General features: G+C 71.1%; 20 protein-coding genes. 12 read left to right on the top strand and 8 right to left on the bottom strand.

The window, feature by feature from the left end:
• The first annotated feature begins 111 nt into the window (after positions 1-111).
• Positions 112-1,611, top strand: a complete 1,500-nt coding sequence (locus V6R91_RS02285; RefSeq protein WP_336393970.1) for a chromosome partitioning protein — start codon at positions 112-114, stop codon at positions 1,609-1,611.
• Positions 1,612-1,642: 31 nt separating this feature from the next.
• On the opposite strand, the gene V6R91_RS02280 is transcribed toward V6R91_RS02285, so the two are convergent.
• Entirely contained in the window at positions 1,643-2,872 is a 1,230-nt protein-coding gene (locus V6R91_RS02280; RefSeq protein ID WP_336393969.1) for an MFS transporter, read from the bottom strand.
• A gap of 80 nt (positions 2,873-2,952) precedes the next feature.
• Here V6R91_RS02280 and V6R91_RS02275 point away from each other — a divergent pair, with 80 nt between their 5' ends.
• The 7 genes from V6R91_RS02275 to mnhG all read left to right on the top strand — a co-directional run bounded on the left by V6R91_RS02275 (position 2,953) and on the right by mnhG (position 10,496).
• A complete protein-coding gene (locus V6R91_RS02275; RefSeq protein ID WP_336393968.1) occupies positions 2,953-4,017 on the top strand; it encodes a LacI family DNA-binding transcriptional regulator in 1,065 nt (354 codons plus the stop codon).
• A 151-nt stretch (positions 4,018-4,168) separates the two neighbouring features.
• Entirely contained in the window at positions 4,169-7,105 is a 2,937-nt protein-coding gene (locus tag V6R91_RS02270) for a Na+/H+ antiporter subunit A (RefSeq protein WP_336393967.1), read from the top strand.
• A complete protein-coding gene (locus tag V6R91_RS02265) occupies positions 7,102-7,650 on the top strand; it encodes a Na(+)/H(+) antiporter subunit C (RefSeq protein ID WP_336393966.1) in 549 nt (182 codons plus the stop codon). Before V6R91_RS02270 ends, V6R91_RS02265 begins: the two co-directional genes overlap by 4 nt.
• Entirely contained in the window at positions 7,647-9,230 is a 1,584-nt protein-coding gene (locus V6R91_RS02260; protein WP_336393965.1) for a Na+/H+ antiporter subunit D, read from the top strand. Before V6R91_RS02265 ends, V6R91_RS02260 begins: the two co-directional genes overlap by 4 nt.
• A complete protein-coding gene (locus V6R91_RS02255) occupies positions 9,227-9,859 on the top strand; it encodes a Na+/H+ antiporter subunit E (protein ID WP_378879374.1) in 633 nt (210 codons plus the stop codon). Before V6R91_RS02260 ends, V6R91_RS02255 begins: the two co-directional genes overlap by 4 nt.
• A complete protein-coding gene (locus V6R91_RS02250; protein ID WP_336393964.1) occupies positions 9,856-10,122 on the top strand; it encodes a monovalent cation/H+ antiporter complex subunit F in 267 nt (88 codons plus the stop codon). Before V6R91_RS02255 ends, V6R91_RS02250 begins: the two co-directional genes overlap by 4 nt.
• Positions 10,122-10,496, top strand: a complete 375-nt coding sequence (gene mnhG / locus V6R91_RS02245; protein WP_336393963.1) for a monovalent cation/H(+) antiporter subunit G — start codon at positions 10,122-10,124, stop codon at positions 10,494-10,496. Before V6R91_RS02250 ends, mnhG begins: the two co-directional genes overlap by 1 nt.
• A 21-nt stretch (positions 10,497-10,517) precedes the next feature.
• On the opposite strand, the gene V6R91_RS02240 is transcribed toward mnhG, so the two are convergent.
• From V6R91_RS02240 to V6R91_RS02230, 3 genes are all read right to left on the bottom strand, one after another.
• Positions 10,518-13,145 carry a penicillin acylase family protein gene (locus tag V6R91_RS02240; protein ID WP_336393962.1) on the bottom strand — a complete coding sequence of 876 codons (2,628 nt, stop codon included), beginning with the start codon at positions 13,143-13,145 and terminating at the stop codon, positions 10,518-10,520.
• Positions 13,146-13,344: 199 nt separating this feature from the next.
• Positions 13,345-14,787, bottom strand: coding sequence for an argininosuccinate synthase (argG, locus tag V6R91_RS02235; RefSeq protein WP_336393961.1), 1,443 nt, complete (start codon positions 14,785-14,787; stop codon positions 13,345-13,347).
• Positions 14,788-14,835: 48 nt separating this feature from the next.
• Positions 14,836-15,570: a Pr6Pr family membrane protein gene (locus tag V6R91_RS02230; RefSeq protein ID WP_336393960.1), complete on the bottom strand. Its 735-nt coding sequence runs from the start codon at positions 15,568-15,570 to the stop codon at positions 14,836-14,838.
• A gap of 354 nt (positions 15,571-15,924) precedes the next feature.
• Between V6R91_RS02230 and V6R91_RS02225 the strand changes: the two genes are divergently transcribed.
• The 3 genes from V6R91_RS02225 to V6R91_RS02215 all read left to right on the top strand — a co-directional run bounded on the left by V6R91_RS02225 (position 15,925) and on the right by V6R91_RS02215 (position 19,897).
• Entirely contained in the window at positions 15,925-17,274 is a 1,350-nt protein-coding gene (locus tag V6R91_RS02225; protein WP_336393959.1) for a cytochrome P450, read from the top strand.
• A gap of 93 nt (positions 17,275-17,367) precedes the next feature.
• Positions 17,368-18,654 carry an adenylosuccinate synthase gene (locus tag V6R91_RS02220; RefSeq protein ID WP_336393958.1) on the top strand — a complete coding sequence of 429 codons (1,287 nt, stop codon included), beginning with the start codon at positions 17,368-17,370 and terminating at the stop codon, positions 18,652-18,654.
• A 7-nt stretch (positions 18,655-18,661) separates the two neighbouring features.
• Positions 18,662-19,897, top strand: coding sequence for a lactonase family protein (locus V6R91_RS02215; RefSeq protein ID WP_336393957.1), 1,236 nt, complete (start codon positions 18,662-18,664; stop codon positions 19,895-19,897).
• Positions 19,898-19,919: 22 nt separating this feature from the next.
• Here the strand turns inward: V6R91_RS02215 and V6R91_RS02210 are convergent, their stop codons facing one another.
• On the bottom strand, positions 19,920-21,134 hold the full coding sequence (locus V6R91_RS02210; RefSeq protein WP_336393956.1) for an AI-2E family transporter: 1,215 nt from the start codon (positions 21,132-21,134) through the stop codon (positions 19,920-19,922).
• 132 nt (positions 21,135-21,266) lie between these two features.
• On the opposite strand from V6R91_RS02210, the gene V6R91_RS02205 reads away from it, so the two are divergent.
• Positions 21,267-21,560, top strand: coding sequence for a chorismate mutase (locus V6R91_RS02205; RefSeq protein ID WP_336393955.1), 294 nt, complete (start codon positions 21,267-21,269; stop codon positions 21,558-21,560).
• Positions 21,561-21,634: 74 nt separating this feature from the next.
• Here V6R91_RS02205 and V6R91_RS02200 read toward each other — a convergent pair whose 3' ends face one another.
• From V6R91_RS02200 to V6R91_RS02190, 3 genes are read right to left on the bottom strand one after another with little or no spacing between them, the layout of a single operon-like run.
• The gene (locus V6R91_RS02200; protein WP_336393954.1) at positions 21,635-22,330 is read right to left on the bottom strand and encodes a hypothetical protein; all 696 of its coding nucleotides are present in this window, start codon (positions 22,328-22,330) and stop codon (positions 21,635-21,637) included.
• Positions 22,327-23,244, bottom strand: coding sequence for an ABC transporter ATP-binding protein (locus tag V6R91_RS02195; protein WP_336393953.1), 918 nt, complete (start codon positions 23,242-23,244; stop codon positions 22,327-22,329). The genes V6R91_RS02200 and V6R91_RS02195 overlap by 4 nt, the downstream gene beginning before the upstream one ends.
• Positions 23,241-23,633, bottom strand: a complete 393-nt coding sequence (locus V6R91_RS02190; protein ID WP_336393952.1) for a GntR family transcriptional regulator — start codon at positions 23,631-23,633, stop codon at positions 23,241-23,243. Before V6R91_RS02190 ends, V6R91_RS02195 begins: the two co-directional genes overlap by 4 nt.
• Positions 23,634-23,676 lie beyond the last annotated feature (43 nt).

Genomic DNA, 23,676 nt, shown 5'->3' with positions numbered 1-23,676 from the left:
TCGCGCTCCGACGGCCCTCGCCGGCCTCCGCGCCCACCGCCTGCCCCCACCGATCGGCGGCCGCCCCACCGTGCCGCCGGCGCCTGATTCCGCCCTCCCGGAGGAGAACCGATGACTTCGCGTCACCCCGATGCGACCGTGCACATCCTTTCCAGCACCGTCGCCGAACTGCACGTCGGCACCGAGGTCGAAGAGGTCGTCGCCCCCGACCCCCGCGCCCTGCGCGACCGGATCGTCGAGGAGATGCGCCAGCTCGCCGCCTCGTCGGGCGAGCCGGCACAGGCCACGCTCGTCGAGGGCGCGTCCCGCTGGCCGCTCGTGGTGCACCCCGACGGCACCTACGCGGAGTCCCTCGACCCCGCCACGCCCAAGACCGGGCGCATCGCCGTCGGCGACCTCGCCGACTCCGAGGACGAGGCGGAGCCGACGCCCCGCGCGTCGACCGCCCCCCTCCCGGTGTCCGGCGTGCCGGCCGCCGCCACGCCGATCTCGGCCGTACCTGCCCCCGTTGTGCCGGCCCCCGCTGTGCCGGCGACCCCCGCTGTGCCGGCGACGCCCGCTGTGCCGGCGACCCCTGCTGTGCCGGCGACGTCCGCCGTGCCGGCGATCCCCGCTGTGCCGGCGACCCCCGCTGACTCCCCGGTGCGCGCGGGGAGTGACAGCCGCGGCCCCGCGCGGCCCACCGTCCAGGACCTGCTCGAGTCGCGCGGCGGCAGCAGCACCCGCCCGCGCGCGACCGAGGGATGGCAGGGCGTCATCCGCCGCGCCACCGGCGGCCTGGTCTCGCCGGCGCCGGGCCGCGCCGAGCAGGAGCGGCTCGACCGCGTGAAGCGGGTGCAGCGACGCCTCGACGCCCCGCGCACGATCGTCGTGCTCAACCCGAAGGGCGGGGCGCACAAGACCACGAGCACCCTGCTGCTCGCGGCGACGTTCGGCACGCTCCGCGGCGGCGCGACCCTGGCTTGGGACAACAACGAGACCCGCGGCACGCTGGGCTGGCGCGCACAGAACGCGCCCCATCACCGGACCGCCGTGGACCTGCTCGCCGATCTCGACGAGTTCTGGAATCCGCAGGGCTCGAGCCTCGCGGCGCTCGACACGTACGTGCGCACGCAGGTCGACGCGCGCTTCGACGTCCTGGCGTCCGACGAGGACGCGGCGGCATCCTCGACGATCGACTCGGCGGCATTCGACCGGCTGCACGCCCTGCTCCGCAGGTACTACCGCCTCATGATCGTCGACACCGGCAACAACATGCGCGCCTCCAACTGGGTGGCCGCCGTCGCCGCGGCCGACCAGCTGGTGATCGTCTCGACGGTGCGCGAGGACACCGCCGCCAGTGCCGCCTGGCTGCTGGACGGGCTGCGCGAGAAGGGGTTCGGCGACAAGATCGACGACGCCGTGACCGTGCTCACCGCGCCGTCCTCACGCCCGGACCGCCGCCTCGAGACGCGCCTCTCGCGTCACTTCGAGCAGGTCACGTCGGCGGTCGTCAGCGCGCCGTTCGACCCGTCCCTGGTGGACGGCGGGCCGATCGACTTCGACGCCCTCGCCCCCGAGACGCGGGATGCGTGGCTGACGGTCGCGGCGACGGTCGCCGACCGCCTCTAGAGACGCCGGGCGACCGCCCGGCCCTGCACCATCACCGGTGCGCGTGGCCGGCGCCGACGTGCGATCCGGCGATCGGCTTCGCCGCGCCCGAGGCGAGTCCCGACATCACGATGAGACCCACGATGATCCAGAGGGTCGGCAGTAGGCCGATCTCGTGGCTGATCCAGCCGAGGATCGGCGGCCCGCACAGGAACGCCAGGTAGCCGATCGTGGCGGCGGCCGAGACGGATGCCGCGGCCTTGGCGGGATCGTCTGCCGCCGCGGACATGCCGAGGGGGAAGCCGAGGGAGGCGCCGGCGCCCCACAGCGCCACGCCGATGAACGCGATGGGCAGCGAGGGCGCCAGGATGAACATCACCAGGCCCACGGCCGCGGCGACCGCCAGGATCCGCAGCGTCCACACGCGCCCGATGCGATCGACGAGCGGGCCGCCGAGGATGCGGAAGACCGTCATCGCCACCGAGAAGACGGTGAGGGCGACCGCGCCGACGGCCTCGGTCTGATCGTGGCCGTCGACCATCGCGATCGTGAGCCAGTCGTTGGCGCTGCCCTCTGCGAACGCCATGCCGAGCATGATCGCGCCGATGGCGTACGTGCGCGGATCGCGCCACACGGAGAGCGCTTCGGCGATCCGCTCGCGCCGGGTCGCCTTCGTCGCGGGATCGTCGTGGACGATCTCCCGCGAGGGGACCGCGCGCAGCGAGAACAGCCCAGCGGCGAGGACCAGCACGCCGATCGCCCACAGGTGCCAGCCGACGCCGACCTGCCATGCCGCCATGGCCACCCCGATCCCTGCGCCCACGACCGTGCCGATGCTGAAGAAGGCGTGGAAGAGGGGCATGAGGGTGCGCTCGAAGGCCTGCTCGACCGCCGCGGCCTCGACGTTCATCATCACGTCTGTCGCGCTCATGCCGATGCCCATGAGCCCGAGTCCGACGGCGGTGATCGCGTACGACTCCATCGTCTGCACGCCCACGCCGACGACCGCGACGCCGAGCGAGAAGGTGATGATGGTGGCGATCATCCCGCGGCGGGCTCCCCAGCGCACGACGATGACGTTGGCGAGGGAGAGGCCGACGATGGACGCGGCGCCCGCGACGAAGAGCAGGATGCCGACCTGCAGGTCATTGATGCCGAGATCGTTCTTGACCGCCGGCAGACGCGATGCCCACGAGGCGAAGCCGAGGCCGGTGACGAAGAAGATCGTGAAGATCGCGGTGCGCCAGGCGACGAGCTGCGTTCGGGTGAGCAGGGAGTCCATCAGCACAGGGTACCGAGTCCCTCCGGCATTCCTCGAATCGATTCGACCGCCCGAGCGGCACGGGCTACGATCGTCACGACATGACCCGACACGACTCCGGCACGCGCCGTGCCACCATCTCGGACGTCGCCCGCGAGGCCGGCGTCTCGCCGTCGACGGCGTCGGTGGTCTTCAGCGGCAAGACGCCGGTGTCGGATGCCACGCGCCGGCGCGTGCTCGACGCCGCGGCATCCCTCGGCTACACCGGTCCTGATCCCCGGGCGGCGTCGCTGCGGCGCGGCCGCTCCGGGATCGTCGGCGTCGTCTTCGAGGAGCACCTCGGCACGGCGTTCCAGGACCCGGTCAAGACGCTCATGATGGACGGCCTGGCCGATGCGGTCACGCCGCTCGGAGCAGGGCTCCTGCTGCTGCGCGACCACGAGCCGACGGGCGGCGGGCCGTCCCTGACCACGGCGCCGCTGGACGCCGCCGTGCTCATCGGCTGCAGCGGACTGCTGCGGGAGTCGCTCGAGACCGTCAAGGCGCGCCGCATCCCCGTCGTCGTCATCGAGGGGGATGCCGGAGACGACGTCCCCCGCATCGGCCTGGACAACCGCGAGGCGCAGCGCCAGGCCGCCAGCCACCTGCGCGCGCTCGGCCACCGCAGGGCCGTCGTGGTCGCCCTGCCCGCGCGGGCGGGCTGGCAGCGCGGCTGGTTGCACGACGACACCGGGATCACGGTCGACGTGACCCGCGAGCGGCTCGCCGGGGCGCTGGACGTGTTCCCGGATGCCGCCGCCTACGCCGCCGCCGGCAGCTTCATCGACGAGGGGCTGGCCGCCGGCCGGGAGATCTTCGCCGATCCCGACCGCCGTCCGACCGCCGTCATCGCGCAGAGCGACCTGCTCGCGGCCGGGGTGATCAGGGCCGCCGAGGAGGCGGGGCTCCGCGTGCCGGAGGACGTCAGCGTGACCGGGTTCGACGGCATCGTCGTCGACGGACTGGCTCCCTACGACCTCACGACCCTCGTGCAGCCCGCGACCGACAAGGGCCGGGCCGCGGGCGCGGCGGTCGCCGCCATGCTGGAGGGCGCGCCCGCGGCGTCGATCCGCTTCACGTGCACGTTCCGCGAGGGGAACACCACGGGGCCGGCACCCACGGAGTAGTGCGCTCGCCGGGCTCCCGGGAGGTCATTCCTCGCACGGCATCCGCCCGGGCGGGCAAGCCGGGCCGGTAGGATGGTCCACGACACCCCGATCGCCTTGACTCGCGCCGTCCCCTGACGTCCAGCGCGGCCGACGACCAGAGGAGGCTTGAATGCTCCTCGTTCTCGGCGCGTTCGCGGTCCTCCCGATCCTGCTGCCATGGCTGGTGGCACGCCTCGGCGCCTCGGCCTTCTACCTCGCCGCGATCCTTCCGATCGCCGGATTCGCGCACGCGGCGGCGATGTCGCCGGCCGTCCTGGCCGGGGACATTCCGTTCGAGTCATACGCCTGGATCCCGCCGCTCGGCATCGACATGTCGCTGCGCATGGACACGCTCTCCTGGCTCATGACCCTCGTGGTCACCGGCGTCGGCGCGCTCGTGATGATCTACTGCCGCTGGTACTTCCGCGACAAGAAGGAGAACCTCGGGCAGTTCGCGGCCGTCCTGCTGGCCTTCGCCGGCGCGATGTACGGCCTGGTGCTCACCAACGACCTCGTCGTGCTCGTGATGTTCTGGGAGGTCACGAGCGTGCTGTCGTACCTGCTCATCGGGTACTACAACCGCCGGGCGGCGAGCCGCCGTGCCGCACTGCAGGCGCTGCTGGTCACGACCCTCGGCGGTCTGGTGATGCTGATCGGCGTCGTCCTGCTCGTCGTCGACGCCAACACCTCGAGCATCTCGGCCATCCTCTCGCAGGCACCGACGGGGCCCATCGTGGACGCGGCCCTCGTGCTGATCCTGGTCGGCGCGCTGAGCAAGTCCGCGATCTTCCCCTTCCACTTCTGGCTTCCCGGCGCCATGGCGGCGCCCACCCCGGTCAGCGCCTACCTGCATGCGGCGGCCATGGTGAAGGCCGGTATCTACCTCATCGCCCGGCTCGCGCCGGTGTTCGCGATCGCGCCCACGTGGCGACCGATCGTCATCGCCCTCGGGGTCTTCACGATGCTCCTCGGCGGGTTCCAGGCGCTCCGCGAGACCGACCTCAAGCGCGTGCTCGCCTTCGGCACCGTGAGCCAGCTCGGCATGCTCGCCGTCGTGCTCGGCTACGGGACGCGGGATGCCGCCCTCGCGGGCCTCGCGCTCCTGCTGAGTCACGCGCTGTTCAAGTCGGCACTGTTCCTCGTCGTCGGTGTCCTCGACCGTCAGCTCTCCACCCGCGACCTCACCGAGCTCTCCGGCGTCGGGCGGCGGGCACCCGTGATGGCGACGTTCTCGATCATCGCCGTGGCCTCGATGGTGGGGCTCCCGCCCACCATCGGATTCGTCGCGAAGGAGGGCGTGCTCACGGCGCTGCTGTTCGAGGCGCAGGGCGGCGCCGTCTGGGGCGTCGTCGCGCTGGCGGGGATCGCCCTCGGGTCCGTGCTGACCGCGGCCTACGGCATCCGCTTCCTCTGGGGCGCGTTCTGGACGAAGCGCGAGCCGGGCGGCGACCGTCTGCCCGAGACGGAATGGCCCGACCCGCCGATCGGCTTCCTGGTGGCCCCGATCCTGCTCGCCGCGCTCACCGTCGTCGCCGGAATCGCCACGCCGTGGCTGGATGAGGCGTTCGCGCCGTACGCGGATCAGGCTCCGCCCGCGACGCCCGGTGTGGCCGCTCCCGAGCACCCTGCCCACCTCGCGCTGTGGCACGGTCTCGAGCCCGCGCTGGGGATCTCGTTGGCCACGATCGTCGTCGGCGTGCTGGTTTTCGCGCTCACGCGCGGCTGGCGCCCGGCGAAGCGCCTGCTCCCCTTCACGGCCGCCGACGCCTACAACGCGACGCTGCGCGGCGTGGCGCGACTGTCGGTGGTGACGACGAGCATGACGCAGCGCGGCTCGCTGCCCGTCTACGTGGGCACGATCTTCGTGGTCTTCGTCGCGGCCGAGGCCACCGCGCTCATCGCGAGCGACGAGTGGCAGGCGCAGCTGGACGCGTACCACACCCCGACCCAGCTGTTCGTGGCGCCGCTCATGATCGCGGCCGGGCTCATCGCCGTCCGCGCGCGCAAGCGCTACACCGGCGTCGTCCTGGTGTCGGTCACGGGCCTGGGCATGGTGCTGCTGTTCGCGACGAGCGGCGCACCCGACCTGGCGCTCACCCAGATCCTCGTCGAGACGGTGACGCTCGTCGCCTTCGCGCTCGTGCTCCGCCGCATCCCGTCCCGCCTCGGCGAGCACAACGCCTCGGTCTGGCCGGTGGCCCGCGCCGTCCTGGGCGCCGCCGTCGGCGTCACGATGGCGCTCGTGGCGATCGTCGCCACCGGAGCCCGCGTCCAGGAGCCGATCTCCGGCGCCTTCCCGGACCTCGCGTACGAGATCGGCCACGGCAGGAACGTCGTGAACGTCGCGCTGGTCGACCTGCGCGGCTGGGACACGATGGGCGAGCTCTCGGTGCTGATCCTCGCGGCGACGGGCGTGGCATCCCTCGTCTTCGTGACCCACCGCGCCGACACGCTCTCGCGCTTCATCCAGCCGCTGCCGAGCGGGGCGACGCGCGCCCGCCGCCCGCTCGTCGAGACCTCCGACGGTCTCAAGCAGCGCGAGGACGCCCGCGGCAGCGGACGGATGGCCTGGCTCGTGGGCGGTCAGCGCGTGCGGCCCGAGAACCGCTCGATCATGCTGGAGGTGATCGTGCGGATCCTCTTCCACACGATCGTCATCGTGTCGCTGTACCTGCTCTTCGCCGGCCACAACCTCCCCGGCGGCGGATTCGCCGCCGGACTCGTCGCGGGCATGGCGCTCGTCATGCGCTACATCGCCGGCGGTCGCTACGAGCTCGGGGCCGCCGCGCCCACCGACGCCGGGCGCCTCCTGGGCGCCGGCATGACGATCGCCGTGGCGTGTGCGATCGTCCCGCTGTTCTTCGGCGAGGCCCCGCTCACCAGCCAGTTCTGGGAGGCCGAGCTCCCGGTGCTCGGGCACGTGGAGTTCGTCACGTCGACGATCTTCGACGTCGGGGTCTACCTCGTCGTCATCGGCCTCGTGCTCGACGTGCTGCGCAGCCTCGGCGCCGAGGTCGACCGCCAGGCGCTGGAGTCGCCCGCCGCGCAGGGGGTGAGCGTCTCGTGAACGTGTCGCTCGTGCTCATCATCGTGATGGCGGTGCTCTTCGCGTGCGGCGTCTACGCGATGCTCGAGCGCAGTCTCACGCGCGTGCTCATCGGGTTCCTGCTGCTGGGCAACGCCGCGAACCTCCTGCTGCTGATCGTCATGGGCGAGCCGGGAGTGGCGCCCTTCTTCGGCTCGGGGAGCGTCGACGAGATGTCGGACCCGCTGCCGCAGGCGCTCACGCTGACCGCCATCGTCATCACGTTCGCCGTCTCTGCCTTCCTGCTGGCTCTGATCTACCGCTCGTGGCAGCTCGGCCAGGCCGACACCGTCACCGACGACGCCGCCGACATCGAGGTGCGCGAGCGTGCCGCCGAGACCGAAGACACGATGGACGAAGAGACCGAGATCGAAGACGCCGACGACGACGCCACCACGGACTTCGTGGGCACGGCCACCGCGCCGATCACGATCCTCGGGGCGCGCGACGTCGCCGGCGTCCGCGACGACGCGCCGGTCGACCGCCCGGCGGACCGAGGGCGCGGCGACAGGGGCGGTGACGCATGACCCAGTTCGCCCCGGCCCTGGTCCCGCTCCTGGTGACGCTGCCGCTCCTCGGCGCGGCCGTCGCGCTGATCGCGGGCCGCCACCGCAGGACCCAGGTCGCCGTGTCGGTGGTGACGCTCACCGCGGTGACCGTCGTCGCGGCCGTCCTGCTGTACGTCGTCGACGTCGGCGACCTGCCGATCGCGGTGTCGGTCGGCGGGTGGCCCATCCCGTTCGGGATCGTGCTGTACGTGGACCGGCTGGCGGCGCTGCTCGTGATGGTCTCGAGCGTCGTGCTCCTGGCGGTCCTGCTCTTCTCGGTCGGCCAGGGCGCCGCCGACGGCGACGACGAGACCCCGGTGTCGATCTTCCACCCGTCGTACCTCATCCTGGGCGCCGGCATCTTCAACGCGTTCATCGCCGGCGACCTGTTCAACCTCTACGTCGGGTTCGAGATCCTCCTCGTCGCCTCGTACGTGCTCATCACGCTCGGCTCGACCGAGTCCCGCATCCGCACCGGCGTGGTGTACATCGTCGTCTCGCTGGTCTCGTCCATCCTGTTCCTCGCCGCGATCGCCATGATCTACGGCGCCCTCGGCACGGTGAACATGGTGCAGATCTCCGAGCGCGTGCGCGAGCTGCCGCAGGAGACCCAGACGATCCTGCACCTCATGCTGCTGCTGGCGTTCAGCATCAAGGCCGCCGTCTTCCCGCTGTCGTTCTGGCTGCCGGACTCCTACCCGACGGCGCCGGCGCCGGTGACCGCGGTGTTCGCGGGCCTCCTGACCAAGGTCGGCGTCTACGCGATCATCCGCACCGAGACCGAGCTGTTCCTCGACAACGACGTGAACGATCTGCTGATGTGGGTGGCGCTGGCGACGATGATCGTCGGCGTGCTCGGCGCGGTCGCGCAGGCCGAGCTCAAACGAATCCTCTCGTTCACGCTCGTCAGCCACATCGGCTACATGATCTTCGGGCTCGCGATCGCGACACCGGCGGCGATCGGCGCGACCATCTACTACATGGTCCACCACATCGTGGTCCAGACCACCCTCTTCCTCGCGGTCGGTCTCGTCGAGCGCGATGCCGGCTCGACCTCGATCCTGCGTGTCAAGGGGCTCATGAAGGCGGCGCCGGTGATCGCGGTGCTCTACTTCATCCCGGCCGTCAACCTGGGCGGGCTGCCGCCCTTCTCCGGCTTCATCGGCAAGTTCGCCCTCTTCGACGCCGCCGCGCAGGTCGGCACGCCGATCATGATGGTGCTCATGGTGGGCGGCATCCTCACCAGCCTGCTCACCCTCTACGCCCTCATGCGGGCCTGGAACCTGTCGTTCTGGCGCGAGGACGACGACTCCGCCGAGACCGAGGCGCGCATCTCGTACCTGGGCGCCTCCCCGGCGGCGGGCGTCGAGACCGAGCGCCGGGTCATCCCGAAGATCATGACCGCGGCGACCACCGGCATGGTGGCGGTGACGGTCGCGCTCACGGTCTTCGCCGGCCCGCTGTACGACGTGTGCACACGCATCGGCGAGGCGCTGCTCGAGCCCGTCTCGCTCACGCAGCTGGAGGATGACGTGCAGGTGACGGAGGGGACGCCGTGACCGCCGACCGCACCCGCACCGCACCCCGCAGCGCCTTCCGCCGGAGCCTGGCCACGGCGTGGCGGCAGCTGCCGTTCTTCGCCTGGCTCATCGCGCTGTGGATGCTGCTGTGGGGCCAGTTCACGTGGCTGGCGTTCCTCACCGGACTGGTCGCGGCGCTCATCGTGGCGCGCGTCTTCCGGCTGCCGCCCGTCGAGCTGTCCGGCCGCCTCAACCTGTGGTGGGGGTTCGTGTTCATCCTGGAGTTCCTGCTGGCGGTGCTGCGGGGCTCGCTCACGGTGGCCTGGCAGGTGCTCGACGTCCGCCGGCAGCCCGGCGCCGCGATCATCGCCGTGCAGCTGCGCACCGACGACGACCTCATCATGACCCACACCGGCGTCACGGCATCGCTCATCCCCGGCTCGCTCATCGTCGACGCCGATCGCGACCGCCGCATCCTCTATCTGCACGTGATCGGGGTGCGCGACGCCGCCGCCGTGGAGCGGCAGCGCGAGAGCGTGCTGCGCTGGGAGGCCCGCATCGTGCGCGCGGCCGGGTCGCGCGCCCAGCTGCGGGCGGTGCGGAGGGCCGACGGTGTGCGCACGAAGGTGACCGCGACCGAGAAGCGCACCGAGGGAGGCGCCCGATGAACGTGCTGCTGATCGTCATCTACGTCGTCTTCGCCGCGGCGGCGCTGCTGACCCTGTGGCGCATCGTGATCGGGCCGTCGATCCTCGACCGGGCCGTGGCATCCGATGTCCTCCTCACGCTGGTGCTGTGCGTGCTCGGCGCCGAGATGGCGATCAACCAGCACACCCGCACGCTCCCGGTGCTGCTGATCATCGCGGCGGTCGGCGTGTTCGGCTCGGTGTCGATCGCCCGGTTCGTCGCGAGAAGGGACCCGGATCGCTGATGGAGACCGCGATGGAGCCCACCGTCGTCCTGGATTGGATCGCCCTGATCCTGATCCTCGCCGGCGCGCTGCTGTGCCTGACCGCCGCGATCGGCCTGCTGCGGTTCCGCGACGTGCCGACGCGCTTGCACGCGGCCACCAAGCCGCAGGTGCTCGGCCTCATCCTCATCTGCCTGGCCATCGCGCTGTCACTGCGGTCGTGGCCGGTGGTGGCCTTCCTCGTGCCGGTCGTCCTCATCCAGCTGGCGACCGCGCCCCTGTCGGCGCACATGGTGGGCCGGCAGGCGTACCGCAACGGCACCTTCGACGAGGCAGGGCTCCTGGTCGACGAGCTCGCCGACTCCCAGCGCACCCCGCCCGCGGCCGGCGGCTGAGTCCGCAGCCGCGCCGGGGCGTCAGGGCTTCAGCACGAGCGTGTCGGTGGTCGCCGCATCGACCGCGTCCTCGGTGTAGGCCCACGGCGTCAGCTCCGCCTTCTGCCACGACTCCACCTGGTCGGTGTAGTTGGTGTGGAACGCGTGGCCGCTCTGACCGGTCAGCTGGTTCCACCGGGAGTCGTCGAAGTCGCCCAGATCGACGATCATGCGCATCGACGGAACGGTGACGGTCTCGAAGCCCCCGCCGAGGTCCCAGCCGGTGGCGTTGGATACCGACGAGCCGCCGCCCACCGGGAACGGACCGCGGTTGAAGAGCCACTCGATCGGCGCGATGCCCGACGAGCCGAAGGAGTCGCTCACGAGCGGGAGGGCGTGCAGCGCCCCCCAGTTCCAGCGCGTGGGGTTGTCGCCCTGCAGCTCGACCAGGTGCTCGTAGGCGTCGATCGCGGAGCGCTTGAGCATGTCGGTCATGCCGTCCACGCCCAGCTCCTCGTTCGTCCACCACGTCGACGTCTCGTCGTCGAGCATCGTGTCCATGACGAGGAACAGGCGCCCCTGACCGCTCAACGGCGCGGGGCTCTCGCGCCCGGTCACGAAGACGTTCTCGGCGAGCGTGTCCCACAGCACGTTGGCGTACGCGGCGGCCGCCGAGTCGGCGCTGTTCTGCGCGTCCCACTCCTGCAGCAGCGCCAGGGCGGCGTCGGTGTCGTCGTCTCCCGTGGTGACATCGGCGTACGCGGCGGTCAGGCGCATGCCGATGAAGGAGTAGTTGTCGGCCTGGATGTCGCGGAGGTCCGTCGCGGTGATCGGGCCTTGGGCGATCGCGCGCTGGATCAGCTCGTCGATGCGCGCGGCGCGCCACCCGTAGTCCCAGTCCGTCGTCAGCGGATAGGAGTAGTCGTCGGCCACGACGGCGTTGTTCGCCGTCACGATGTAGCCGTCGGTCGGGTTGTAGGACACCGGGAGGTCCTCGAACGGGATGAAGCCCTTCCAGGCGTAGGCCGGGTCCCAGCCGGGCTGGGGCATCGCACCGTCGCCCGCGCCGCGGATCGGGAGCTTTCCGGGCGTCTGGTACCCGATGTTGCCGTCGACGTCGGCGTAGATGAGGTTCTGCGCCGGCACGTCGAAGAGCGCCGCCGCGCCACGGAAGTCGTCGAAGTCCCGCGCCGCGTTGAGGGCGAAGATGGCGGATGCCGTGGTGCCCGGCTGCAGCGCCGTCCACCGCAGGCTCACCGCGTAGTCGCCCTCGGGCGCACCGGCCGGCGCCGTGACGGCGTCAGCGGTGCCGGTGTAGGGCGCGTCGGCGATCGCCGTGAAGTCCTCGGTGAGGCCCGAGACGATCGGTCCGTTGACGGTGGATCGCACCTCGACCTCGACGTCGTCGCCACCGGCCACCTGGAACGTCTCGGTGCGCGTCTCCAGCGGCACGAGCGCGCCGTCGTACCAGTACGAGTCCCCCTGCACCTTCTCGAGGTAGAGGTCGGTGACGTCGGTGGTGAGGTTGGTGAACCCCCATGCGATGCGGTCGTTGTGGCCGATGATCACGCCGGGCAGTCCCGAGAAGCTGAAGCCGGCGACGTCGAAGGGGCACTCGTCGCCGACCGTCTCGCAGCGCAGCTGGATCTGGTGCCACACGCTCGGCAGCGACGCGCCGAGGTGCGGGTCGTTCGCGAGCAGCGGCATCCCGGTGTCGGTGAGGCTTCCCGAGACGACCCACGAGTTCGAGCCGATGCCTTCGCCCGCATCGCCCACGAGTTCGCCCACGGCCTCGAGGACGCTGTCGACCTCGGTCCACTCGATCGCCGAGGTGTCGGCGTCCGCGTCGGCGTCGGCGGCATCCGTCTCACCCTCGGCGACGACGTCGGGCGCCGTCCCGACCTCCGGTACGGCGGAGATCTTCGGCACGATGACGGGATGCCGGTCGTACGGGTAGGCCGGATACAGCTCGTCGATCTGCGCCTCGGCGAGGTCGGGCGCGATCACGGCGCGCTCCGTCTCGCTCTCGATGTTGCTGCGGAGGTCCCAGGCCATCGCCTTCAGCCAGGCCACGGAGTCGGCGGGCGTCCACGGCTCGATCCGGTAGTCGGGGTTCTGCAGTCCCAGGATGGCGTACTCGAACGAGGCGTCGGCGCCGTCGTTCTCGGCGAGGTACGCGTTCACGCCCTCGGCGTAGGCCTCGTAGTACGCGCGCTCGGTGTCATCGAGCGCCTCCACCTCCTGCTCGGCGATCGCCCGCCAGCCGAGCGTGCGCAGGAAGGTGTCGGTGCCGAGCTGCGACTCGCCGAACAGCTCGGACAGTCGGCCGCTCGTCACGTGGCGGCGGAAGTCCATCTCCCAGAAGCGGTCCTGCGCGTGGACGTAGCCCTGGGCGAAGAAGAGGTCGTGCGACGACGACGCCGTGATGGTCGGGATGCCGAGCGCGTCGCGCTGCACCGTCACCTCGTCGTCCAGGCCCGACGCGGTCACCTCCCCGCTCAGTGTGGGGAAGGAGCGCTGCGCGGTGTAGACGACGAAGCCGACGGCGATCAGCGCGATCACCACGATGCCCGCGACGATGCCGTAGAGCGTGATGCCGATGGTCCGCCCGACCGACCGCCGGGGGACGGTGTCGTCGACGGCGTACGGAGAGGGTTCAGGCTTCGACATCGAAAGTCTTTCCGGGCGTTGGCTGCGGGTACGCGGTGTCGGGCATCGCGGAATCGGGTGCCGCACGCGTCGGGTCGCGTGCTCACCGATCGCATGCTAACCCCGAATCACGCCGGTGCCGAATCGCACCCGCCACCACCGGCGCACCGCGTCGCCGCCGCACCGCCGGGGGTGTGCGGGACCGGCCGCGGCCGCCGCGTCAGTCGGTGCCGGAGTCGAAGGCCGCGGCCTCGGACGCGGCATCCGTCGCCTCGGCCAGCTCCTCCTGCTCGGCGCTGTACTGCTCGGCACGCTCGGTGATCTCGCCCGCCTCGCCCTGCGTGAGGTGCCCGACGAGCTCGCCGGTCGCGCCGCCGATGAGGCCCTTCGACGCGTAGTACTCGAGGCGGACGCGCGAGTCGGCGATGTCGAGGTTGCGCATCGTCAGCTGCCCGATGCGGTCGGTCGGCCCGAACGCCGCGTCGCCGACGCGCTCCATCGAGAGCTTCTCGGGGTGGTACGACAGGCGCGGGCCGGTGGTGTCGAGGATCGTGTAGTCCTCGCCGCGGCGCAGCCGCAGCGTGACCGAGCCGGTGACGGTCGAGCCCACCCACTTCTGGATCGACTCGCGCAGCATGAGCGACTGCGGCTCGAGCCAGCGGCCCTCGTACATCAGGCGGCCGAGCCGGCGGCCCTGCTCGTGGTACGTCGCGAGGGTGTCCTCGTTGAGGATGCCGTTGACCAGGCGCTCGTAGGCCGTGAACAGCAGCGCCATGCCCGGGGCCTCGTAGATGCCGCGCGACTTCGCCTCGATGATGCGGTTCTCGATCTGGTCGCTCATGCCGAGGCCGTGGCGGCCGCCGATGCGGTTGGCCTCGAAGACGAGCTCGACGGGGTCGGCGAACTCCTTGCCGTTGAGCGCGACCGGGCGGCCCGCATCGAACGTGACGGTGACGTCCTCGGCCTCGATCTGGACGGCGGGATCCCAGAACCGCACGCCCATGATCGGCTCGACGGTCTCGAGCGAGACGTCCAGGTGCTCGAGCGTCTTCGCCTCGTGGGTGGCGCCCCAGATGTTGGCGTCGGTCGAGTACGCCTTCTCGGCGGCGTCGCGGTAGGGGAAGCCGTGCTCGACGAGCCACTCGCTCATCTCCTTGCGGCCGCCGAGCTCCGTGACGAAGTCGGCGTCGAGCCACGGCTTGTAGATGCGCAGCGCGGGGTTCGCGAGGAGCCCGTAGCGGTAGAACCGCTCGATGTCGTTGCCCTTGTAGGTGGAGCCGTCGCCCCAGATGTCGACGCCGTCCTCCTTCATGGCACGCACGAGCAGCGTTCCGGTGACGGCCCGGCCGATCGGGGTGGTGTTGAAGTAGGTGCGCCCGCCGGAGCGGATGTGGAACGCGCCGCACGCGAGCGCGCCGAAGCCCTCCTCGACGAGGGCCGGCTTGCAGTCCACGAGGCGTGAGATCTCGGCGCCGTACGTGAGGGCGCGGTCGGGGATCGAGCCGATGTCGTCCTCGTCGGGCTGACCGAGGTCGCCGGTGTAGGTGCACGGGATGGCGCCCTTGTCGCGCATCCACGCCACGGCCACGGAGGTGTCAAGTCCTCCCGAGAAGGCGATGCCGACGCGTTCGCCGACGGGCAGGGACTGGAGGACCTTCGACATGGATGACAAGTCTACTGAGCGGCATCCGGATGCCTCGCACGCATGTCCTCACACCACCAGCGGTCCGCGGGTGGCCGGCGCGCGGTGACGGGTGGCCCGTCGCTCCCGGTACCGGCCGATGAGGACGATCGCCGTGCCGATCGCGAGGAATCCCACCAGGATCGCCCCGATGTAGACGAACGCCGACGCGTACCCGCCCGCACCGTGCGGGTCGAGGAACGGATACGGGTACCACCACGGCGTGGTGCCGTCCGGGTTCCCGACGCGCTCGCCGCGGATCATCGTGTAGGTCGTCCACACGAGCGGGTAGCCGACCAGCACGCCCAGCGACCACCAGGGCAGCGCGCGGCGGCGCGGCGCGAGCAGCAGGTCCAGCAGGAAGTAGATCGGCAGCACCACGTGCAGCACCTCGACGGCGTACTTGTCGAGCATCGCGATGCCGACGGAGTCGCCGAGCGCGACGGCCGACGGCAGGCCCCGCAGGAGGATGTTGTAGACGAGGCCGAGCAGCAGGATCGGTCCTGTGACGGCGGCGACGGCGAGCGCGATGCCCAGCGGCTCGCGGCTCGAGCCCGGGTGCCGCATCGCCCATGATGCGGCCACGAGCAGTGCGACGACGCTGAGCGACGTCGACACGATCGTGAACAGGCTGAAGTAGTTCGCCAGCACGTCGCCGAGGCTCTGCCCCTGACGCGCTGCGCGATCCACGTTGACGATGAATCCGGCGACGACCCCGGAGAATCCGGTGATCGCCGCTGCGATTCGGAACCATGCCCAGTGCATTTCCCCAACCCCTTTCGACTCCACGCGGGTGCGTGTCGTCTCCCCGAGCACCGGTGTACTCGCGGTGGAGGCCCGAGGTGGCAAAGATTGGCCCGCGGACAGCGCGGAAAACGCTCATCCGTGTCGACGCTTTGTGTGAAGTCCACAACGCGTCCGCCGTTCGGGGGACAACTCCTACAAGCGCTTACATCCGGCGGTTCGGACCCGTCGAGGGCGGAGCTTCATCGCTCGCGGGCGAGCGCCGCATCGGCGACGGATGCCGCAGGCTGCGGCTCATCCACGGCGCCGGTAGCACAGCGGCCGCCGACATCACAGCCCCTGCCTCCTCCCGCGCGGGCCTGACACCCTGACCCCATGGCCCCTCCCGTGACACCACCGACCCCGCACGGCCGCCCGCACGGCGACGAGCTCGGCAGCGGCCCCCTCCTCGACGACGCGATCGGTCTGCTCACCCGCGGCTACGACCTCGGCGAGCACGTCTGGCAGCGGGTGCGCGAGGGCGCCCGGTCCGCGCCGATGCGGCTGCTCGGCCGTGACGCCCTGCTCGTCCGCGGCGCGGAGGGAGTCGCCCTCTTCTACGACGAGCGGCTCATCAGGCGGCACGGCGCGATGCCCGCCTTCGTGCAGGAGACCCTCTTCGGTCACGCGTCCGTCCACAGCCTCGACGGCGAGGAGCATCGGCACCGCAAGGCGACGTTCGTCGCCGTGCTCTACGAGGACGTCGAGGTCCGGCGCATCCTCCCGCTCCTCGAGCGGGAGTGGCAGGCCGAGCTGGCCGCGTGGATCGGAGGCGAGCGCCGCAGCGCGTACGATGCGGCGGTCGGCGCGCTCGGCCGCGCGATCATGCGCTGGGCAGGTATTCCGGGCACCCCGGCCGCGCAGACCCGCTGGGCGCAGCGCCAGGCGCAGATCGTCGACGGCTTCGGCGCGCCGTACTCACCCGGCTACGTGATGGCGAGGATCAACCGGTGGTGGTCCGACCGGCACGCCGCGCAGCTCATCGAGGCGGTGCGGGCCGGTCGACTGGCGGCACCGGACGGCTCGGCCCTGCGCGCGTGGGCGGAGCACCGCGACCGCGACGGGGCGCTCCTGCCCGCGAAGCTCGCCGGCGTCGAGCTGCAGAACAGCTTCCGCCCGATGATCGCGGTGGCGCGCTTCGTCGCGTTCGCCGCGAAGGAGCTGCACGACCGGCCGGAGTGGCGCTCCCGCATCGCGGCGGAGACCGAGGGGCGCGGCACGCTCGTCGGGGGCACGCTGGCGACGGCCTTCGCGCAGGAGATCCGCCGCACGGCCCCGTTCGTGCCGTTCCTGCCGGGCTGGGCGCTGACCGACGTCGAGCTGGACGGTCACCGGGTCGAGGCGGGCGGTCGCGTCCTGCTCGACATCCTGGGCACCGACCTCGACGCGCACTCGTGGGAGCACGCCGGCAGCTTCGACCCCGAGCGCTTCGTGGGGGTCGACGACTACGAGGCCATCGCCGCCTTCGTCCCCCACGGCGGAGCCGCCGTCGCCACCGGCCACCGCTGCCCGGGTGAGAAGCTCGCGATCGCCGGGCTGGCCGCCGCCGTCGCGACGCTCTCCGATCCGCGCATCACGATCCTCGGCGACGGCCTCGGCGTCGACCGGCGTCGACTGCCGACCAAGCCCGCGTCGGGCGGACGCGTGCGGGCGACGGATGCCACGCCCCGCTGCCCCTTCCACTGACCCCGGCCCGCGGCATCCGGCCCTCGGCATCCGGCCCTCCCGGCCCGCCCCGATAGGATGGGGTGTAACCGTCCGCTAGCGGGGGAGTAGCCCATGCCAGGCATCGTGATCGTCGGAGTCCAGTGGGGAGACGAGGGCAAGGGCAAGGCCACCGACCTCCTCGGTGAGCGCACCGACTGGGTGGTCAAGTTCAACGGCGGCAACAACGCCGGCCACACGGTCGTGATCGGCGACGAGAAGTACGCGCTGCACCTGCTGCCCTCCGGCATCCTCTCGCCCGGCGTGAACGCCGTGATCGGCAACGGCGTCGTGATCGACCTCGAAGTGCTCTTCGCCGAGCTCGAGGCGCTGCACGCGCGCGGGCTCGACACCTCGCGCCTGCGCGTGAGCGCGAACGCGCACATCATCACGCAGTACCACCGCACGCTCGACAAGGTCACCGAGCGGTTCCTCGGCAAGCGCCAGATCGGCACGACCGGTCGCGGGATCGGGCCGGCGTACGCCGACAAGATCAACCGCGTCGGCATCCGCGTGCAGGACCTCTTCGACGAGAACATCCTGCGCCAGAAGGTCGAGGGCGCGCTCGACCAGAAGAACCACCTGCTGGTCAAGGTCTTCAACCGTCGCGCCATCACGTGTGACGAGATCGTCGACGATCTGCTGGGGTACGCCGAGCGGCTGCGGCCGATGGTCGCCGACACCGGCCTCCTGCTGAACGAGGCGCTGGACGAGGGCGACGTCGTCGTGTTCGAGGGCGGTCAGGCCACGATGCTCGACGTCGACCACGGCACCTACCCGTTCGTGACGTCGTCGTCGGCGACGGCGGGTGGCGCCGCGACCGGTTCGGGCGTGGGCCCGAACCGCCTGGATCGCATCGTCGGCATCGTCAAGGCGTACACGACGCGGGTGGGCTCGGGTCCGTTCCCGACCGAGCTGTTCGACGAGAACGGCGACTTCCTGCGCTCGCGCGGCTTCGAGTTCGGCACCACGACCGGCCGCCCGCGCCGCGTCGGCTGGTACGACGCGCCCATCACCCGCTACGCCACCCGCATCAACGGCATCACCGACCTCGTGCTGACCAAGCTCGACATCCTCACCGGCCTCGACCGGATCCCGGTCTGCGTCGCCTACGACGTCGACGGGCAGCGCTTCGACGAGGTGCCGGTCAACCAGTCCGACTTCCACCACGCCAAGCCGATCCTCGAGTACTTCCCGGGTTGGAAGCAGGACATCTCGGGCGCCCGCACCTTCGACGAGCTTCCGATCCAGGCGCAGGAGTACGTGCTCGCCCTCGAGGCGATGAGCGGCACGCGCATCTCGGTCATCGGCGTCGGCGCGGCGCGCGACGCGGTGATCGTCCGTCACGACCTCATCGACTGAGCAGCCGGTGAGGTTCCTGCTGGGCGGGTACACCGCCGACATGGACGGCAGCGCCTCCGGGATCGGGGTGCTGCTCGCCGGTGCGGCCGACGAGGCGTCGGCCGGCGGCGCACCGGCCTTCGCGGGGGAGGCCGCGGCCGTCGACTCGCCGTCGTGGCTCGCGCTGCATCCGGGCTCCGGCAGCATCGAGCGCGGCGACGTGGTGTACGCGGCGCTGGAAGCCCGCGGCGAGGTGCAGGCGTTCCGGCGCACCGGCGAGGCGACGCTGGTGCCGCTGGGCGCACCGGTTCCCGCCGGTGAGGCGGTCTGCCACGTCGTGGTCGCACCCGACGCACGCTTCCTCGTCTCCGCCTGCTGGGGCGACGGACGCGTCGTGCGGATGGAGCTGGATGCCGCCGGCCGGCCCGGGTCGCCGACCCTCGCGGCCGCCGCGGCCGACCCGTACGGCCCGGGCGCATCGTCGGAGCCCGCGGCGGGCGACATCGACCTGGCCGCGGCCGCCCGCGCCCTCCGCGCGGCGGCGGGGACGGAGTTCGCCCACCTCGTGCCCGACCACGACGTCGCGGACGACCGGGAGGCGGCGGACGACCGGGAGGCGGCGGACGACGCGGGGGATGAGGCATCCGCTCGCCTGTCCCGAGCCCACCAGACCGTCTTCCTGCCGGACGGACTGATCGCCACAACCGACCTGGGCCTGGATCTGGTGCGGTTCTGGCGCACCGCAGGCGAGGGGCTCCGGCCCCTCCAGCAGGTGGCGCTGCCGAAGGGCAGCGGGCCGCGGCACATGGTGTGGCACCCGAGCGGGCATCTCTACGTCGTCACGGAGCTGTCGTGCGAGCTTTTCGTGCTCGCGCCGTTCCCGCCGGCGACGGGCTCGGGCCCCGCGACGTGGCGCGTCGTGGCCGGCACGCCGCTCGGCGCCGGGACGCTCCCGGGCGACAGCGCGGCCGAGCTCGCCCTGTCGCACGACCGGGAGTTCCTCTACGCCGGCGTGCGCGGCAGCAACACCCTCGCGGCGCTGCGGGTCCGCGGCGCGGGCGAGTCCGTCCTGCCGGTCGCGCTCGTCGACGCCGGCGTGGACTGGCCGCGACACCATCTGGTGGTGCGCGACACCCTCCTCGTCGCCGGACAGCGCTCCGACGAGATCGCCTCGCTGAGCCTCGACATCCGCACCGGCGTCCCCGGACGCGTGCGCCACCGGGCGGCGGCGCCCTCGCCGACCTGCATCGTCGCGATCCGCTGACGCGGCGGCGGCGCGGCCGTCGTCAGAGCTTGGCGTCCTGCCGGGGGATGAACACCTGCTTGATGATGAGCAGGATCGACGCGGTCACCGGGATCGCCACGAGCGCGCCCAGCAGTCCCAGCAGGGTGCCGCCGACCATGGCGCCGATCACCACGAGCGCTCCCGGCACCGAGATGGTCCTGTTCATCACGCGCGGCGTGAGCACATACGCCTCGAGCTGCATGTAGACGAGATAGATGACGGCGAAGATGAGCGCCGGCACCCAGCCGGTGAACAGCGCGATCACCGTCGCCGTGATCCAGTACAGCACGGAGCCGATGAGCGGGATGAGCGTGATGCAGAAGGCCAGCACGGCCATCAACGCCGGGAAGGGCAGACCCAGGAACGCGTGCAGGAGGAACGCCACGACCGAGTTGCAGAAGGCGAGGATCACCATCCCCATCAGGTAGCCGCCGATGGAGTCGGTGATCTGCTCGGTGAGGACGCCGGCCTTCCCCCGGTTGCGGGCGGGCGCGAACCGGATGAACGCGACCTTCATGGCCGGGAGCCCGGCGAGGAAGTAGAGGCTGAGCACCAGCACGATGATGAGGCCCGAGATCGTCGTCCCGACGTTGACCGCGAAGTTCAGCACGCCGCCGCCGATCGCGGCGATGTTCGCCGGATTGGTGAGGAACTGCTCGACCTGGTCGGTGATCGCGCCGACCTGCGCGCCGAACGTCGTGGTGAGCCACGCGTAGAAGTCGGACTGCTGGAAGTCGTCGACGGTCGTCGGGAGGTCCTGGAAGAACGCGGTGAGCTGCCCGACGAGCGCCGGGACCACCAGCAGCAGGACCGCCGCGAGCACCAGCGCGAACGCGGTGTAGACGATCACGATCGCCCACGGCCGCGACACCTTGTGCCGGCCGAACCAGCGCACGACCGGGTCCAGACCCAGGGCGGCGAACAGGGCGAAGACGATGTAGATGATGATCGTCGACAGGTTCCAGAAGGCCAGGCCCAGCGCGAGCGCGGCGAGGCCGCCGAGGGTGATGAGCAGGCCGAGGGTGAACGGGCTGTTGAGATTCGCCCAGAACGTCTTCCCGGCGGGGGCCTCGCCGGTGAACACGGGCTGCTGATCCTCGGCGGACACGGGGGTGACGGGCCGCCGGGTCGCGTGGCCGTCCGTCTGCGCCGCGGCGGGCGCAGGGGAGGCAGCCGGTGCGTCGGTGGCGCCGAGAGAGGGCGAGGACTCGGTCATGGTCACACTCTAGGCCCGCGCCGACGGCGGGAACGAGCGATCGACGGTGACTTCACGCCGATCGCGTGACGTCATCGGCGGCGGGCGCGCCGGGTGCCCTCGGGTATCGTCGAGGGGCGAGGAGGACCCCTGATGACCGAAGATCCCGCGGCGACGCTGGCCCGGCTGCGCAGCAGCATCGACAACATCGACGCCGCCCTGATGTACATGCTCGCGGAGCGCTTCAAGGCGACGAAGCAGGTCGGTCACCTCAAGGCCGACCACGGCATGCCGGCATCCGACCCCGCGCGCGAGGAGCAGCAGGTGGCGCGCCTGCGCAGCCTCGCCGAACAGGCCGACCTCGACCCCGCCTTCGCCGAGAAGTGGTTCAACTTCGTGGTGGCCGAGGTGATCCGCCACCACACCGAGGTCGCCGACAGCCGCTGACCGCATCGCCGCGAACGACGGACGCCGCCACCCGGCGCGACCACGCCGGGTGGCGGCATCCGCTCTCCCTCCTGCTACGGGACGGTGCGACGCAGAGTGAGGTACGACAGCCCGCCCAGCACGACGGTGAGCAGGAGCCCCCACGCCGCCAGTCCCGTGGCACCGAGCTGCACGAGCGTCGAGACGACGTCTCCCCAGACCTCGAAGCGGGTGATCGCCCACACGGCGAGCAGCAGCACGAGGCCGACGCCGACCCAGATGACCGTCAGGATCAGCGGACCGAACCGCTTGTACACGGTCGCCGACCAGAAGCCCAGCATGAAGATGAGCATCGCCATCACGAAGTAGAAGAACGCCGCGCCCAGCGGGCCGTCCTCGACCACCCAGTCCAGGGCGAAGAAGTACCCGTTCAGGCCCCAGCCGTTCGTCGCCTCCTCGATCATGCCGCCCACGGCGAACACCGAGCCCAGCAGCGCGGCGCAGATCGCCGCGGCCAGCATCGTGCCGAGGAAGAACTCCCTCCTGGTGACGCTCATCGCCTGCGAGAAGGGGAACGTCAGCGTCAGCGACGCGATCCCCACGAACAGCAGCACCCACAGCGGAGCCTGCGAGCCGCCGCCGTAGAACGGGCCCGGAAGGCCCGAGGAGCTGAGGATCGCGTAGATCGCGATCGACATCGCGAACGCCGCGCCGAGCACGATCAACGGGACCCAGACGAAGGTCTGCTTGTTGATCAGCTGCATGCGCACGACATTGACGGTGCGGTTCATCGCAGTGCTCCTTCCTCGGACGCCGCGGCGCCCGACGTCGCGTGCTGTGTGGTGCGGACGATCAGCTGCTGCAGCGACACCGGAGCCACGTCCAGACCCGTCGCGGCGAGCCGCTCGCGGTCGGCGAGCGTGAGTGCGCCGAGGACGGTGACGGATGCCACATTCCCGAGGCTCTCGCGGTGGATCACCTGGCGCCCGGCGACGAACGCGTCGACAGCGCTCGCGTCGCCCACGATGTTCGCGGCGCGGTTGCGGACGGCATCCGTCTCCTCGTCCATCACGATCCGGCCGCGGTCGATCACCAGCACGCGCTCGATGAGGTTCGACACCTCGTCGATCAGGTGGCTCGAGAGGATCACGGTGCGCGGGTGCTCGGTGTAGTCCTCGAGGAGGCGGTCGTAGAAGATCTGGCGGGCGACGGCGTCCAGGCCCAGGTACGGCTCGTCGAAGAACGTGATCTCGGCCCGCGAGGCGAGGCCGATGATCACCCCGACCGCCGACAGCTGACCGCGCGAAAGCTTCTTGATCCGCGTCTTCACCGGCAGCTGGAAGTCGTCCACCAGCTGTTCCGCCAGCTCCTGGTCCCAGTTCGGGAAGAAGAGGCGTGCGGTCTCGAAGGCGTGCCGCGGCAGCGCGTCGTCGGGATACTTCTGGCTCTCGCGCACGAAGCACATGCGCGAGAGCACCTTGGCGTTCTCGTACGGCTGCATGCCGAACACGCGCACGTCGCCGGACGTCGCGAAGTTCTGCGCCGTGAGGATCGACATGACCGTCGTCTTGCCCGCGCCGTTGCGCCCGAGCAGGCCGTAGATGGTGTCCTTCTCGATCGTGAAGCTCACGTCGTCCACCGCGACGACGTCGCGATAGCGCTTGGTGAGATTCTTCACCTCGATGACGTGCGTCCCGGTCGTCATCGTGCTGTCCCTTCCGTGATGGTGGCGAGCTGCGCGGCGGCGCGCTCGCGGATCAGTCCTGCGAGGTCGTCCGGGCCGAGCCCGAGCCTGCCGGCCTCGGCCAGCAGCGGGTCGACGAACCGGTCGGCGAACGCCGCGCGGCGCTCCCGCAGGAGGAGCTCCCGCGCGCCCGGTGCCACGAACATGCCGATGCCGCGCCGTTTGTAGAGCACTCCCTTGTCGGCGAGCATCGCGATCCCCTTCGCTGCGGTGGCGGGGTTGATGCGGTAGAACGTGGCGAGCCCGTTCGTCGAGGGAGCCTGCGCCTCTTCGGCCAGGCTGCCGTCGATGATCGAGTCCTCCACGCTCTCGGCGATCTGGAGGAAGATCGCCCGTCCGTCTTCGATCACGCCCGCCTCGACTTCATTGGTTACCTACTTGACTAAGTAACCA

This window comes from Microbacterium sp. CCNWLW41, from assembly GCF_037083505.1.
The sequence above is the reverse complement of the archived record's forward strand: the minus strand, read 5'-3'. Positions and strand labels throughout refer to the sequence as shown.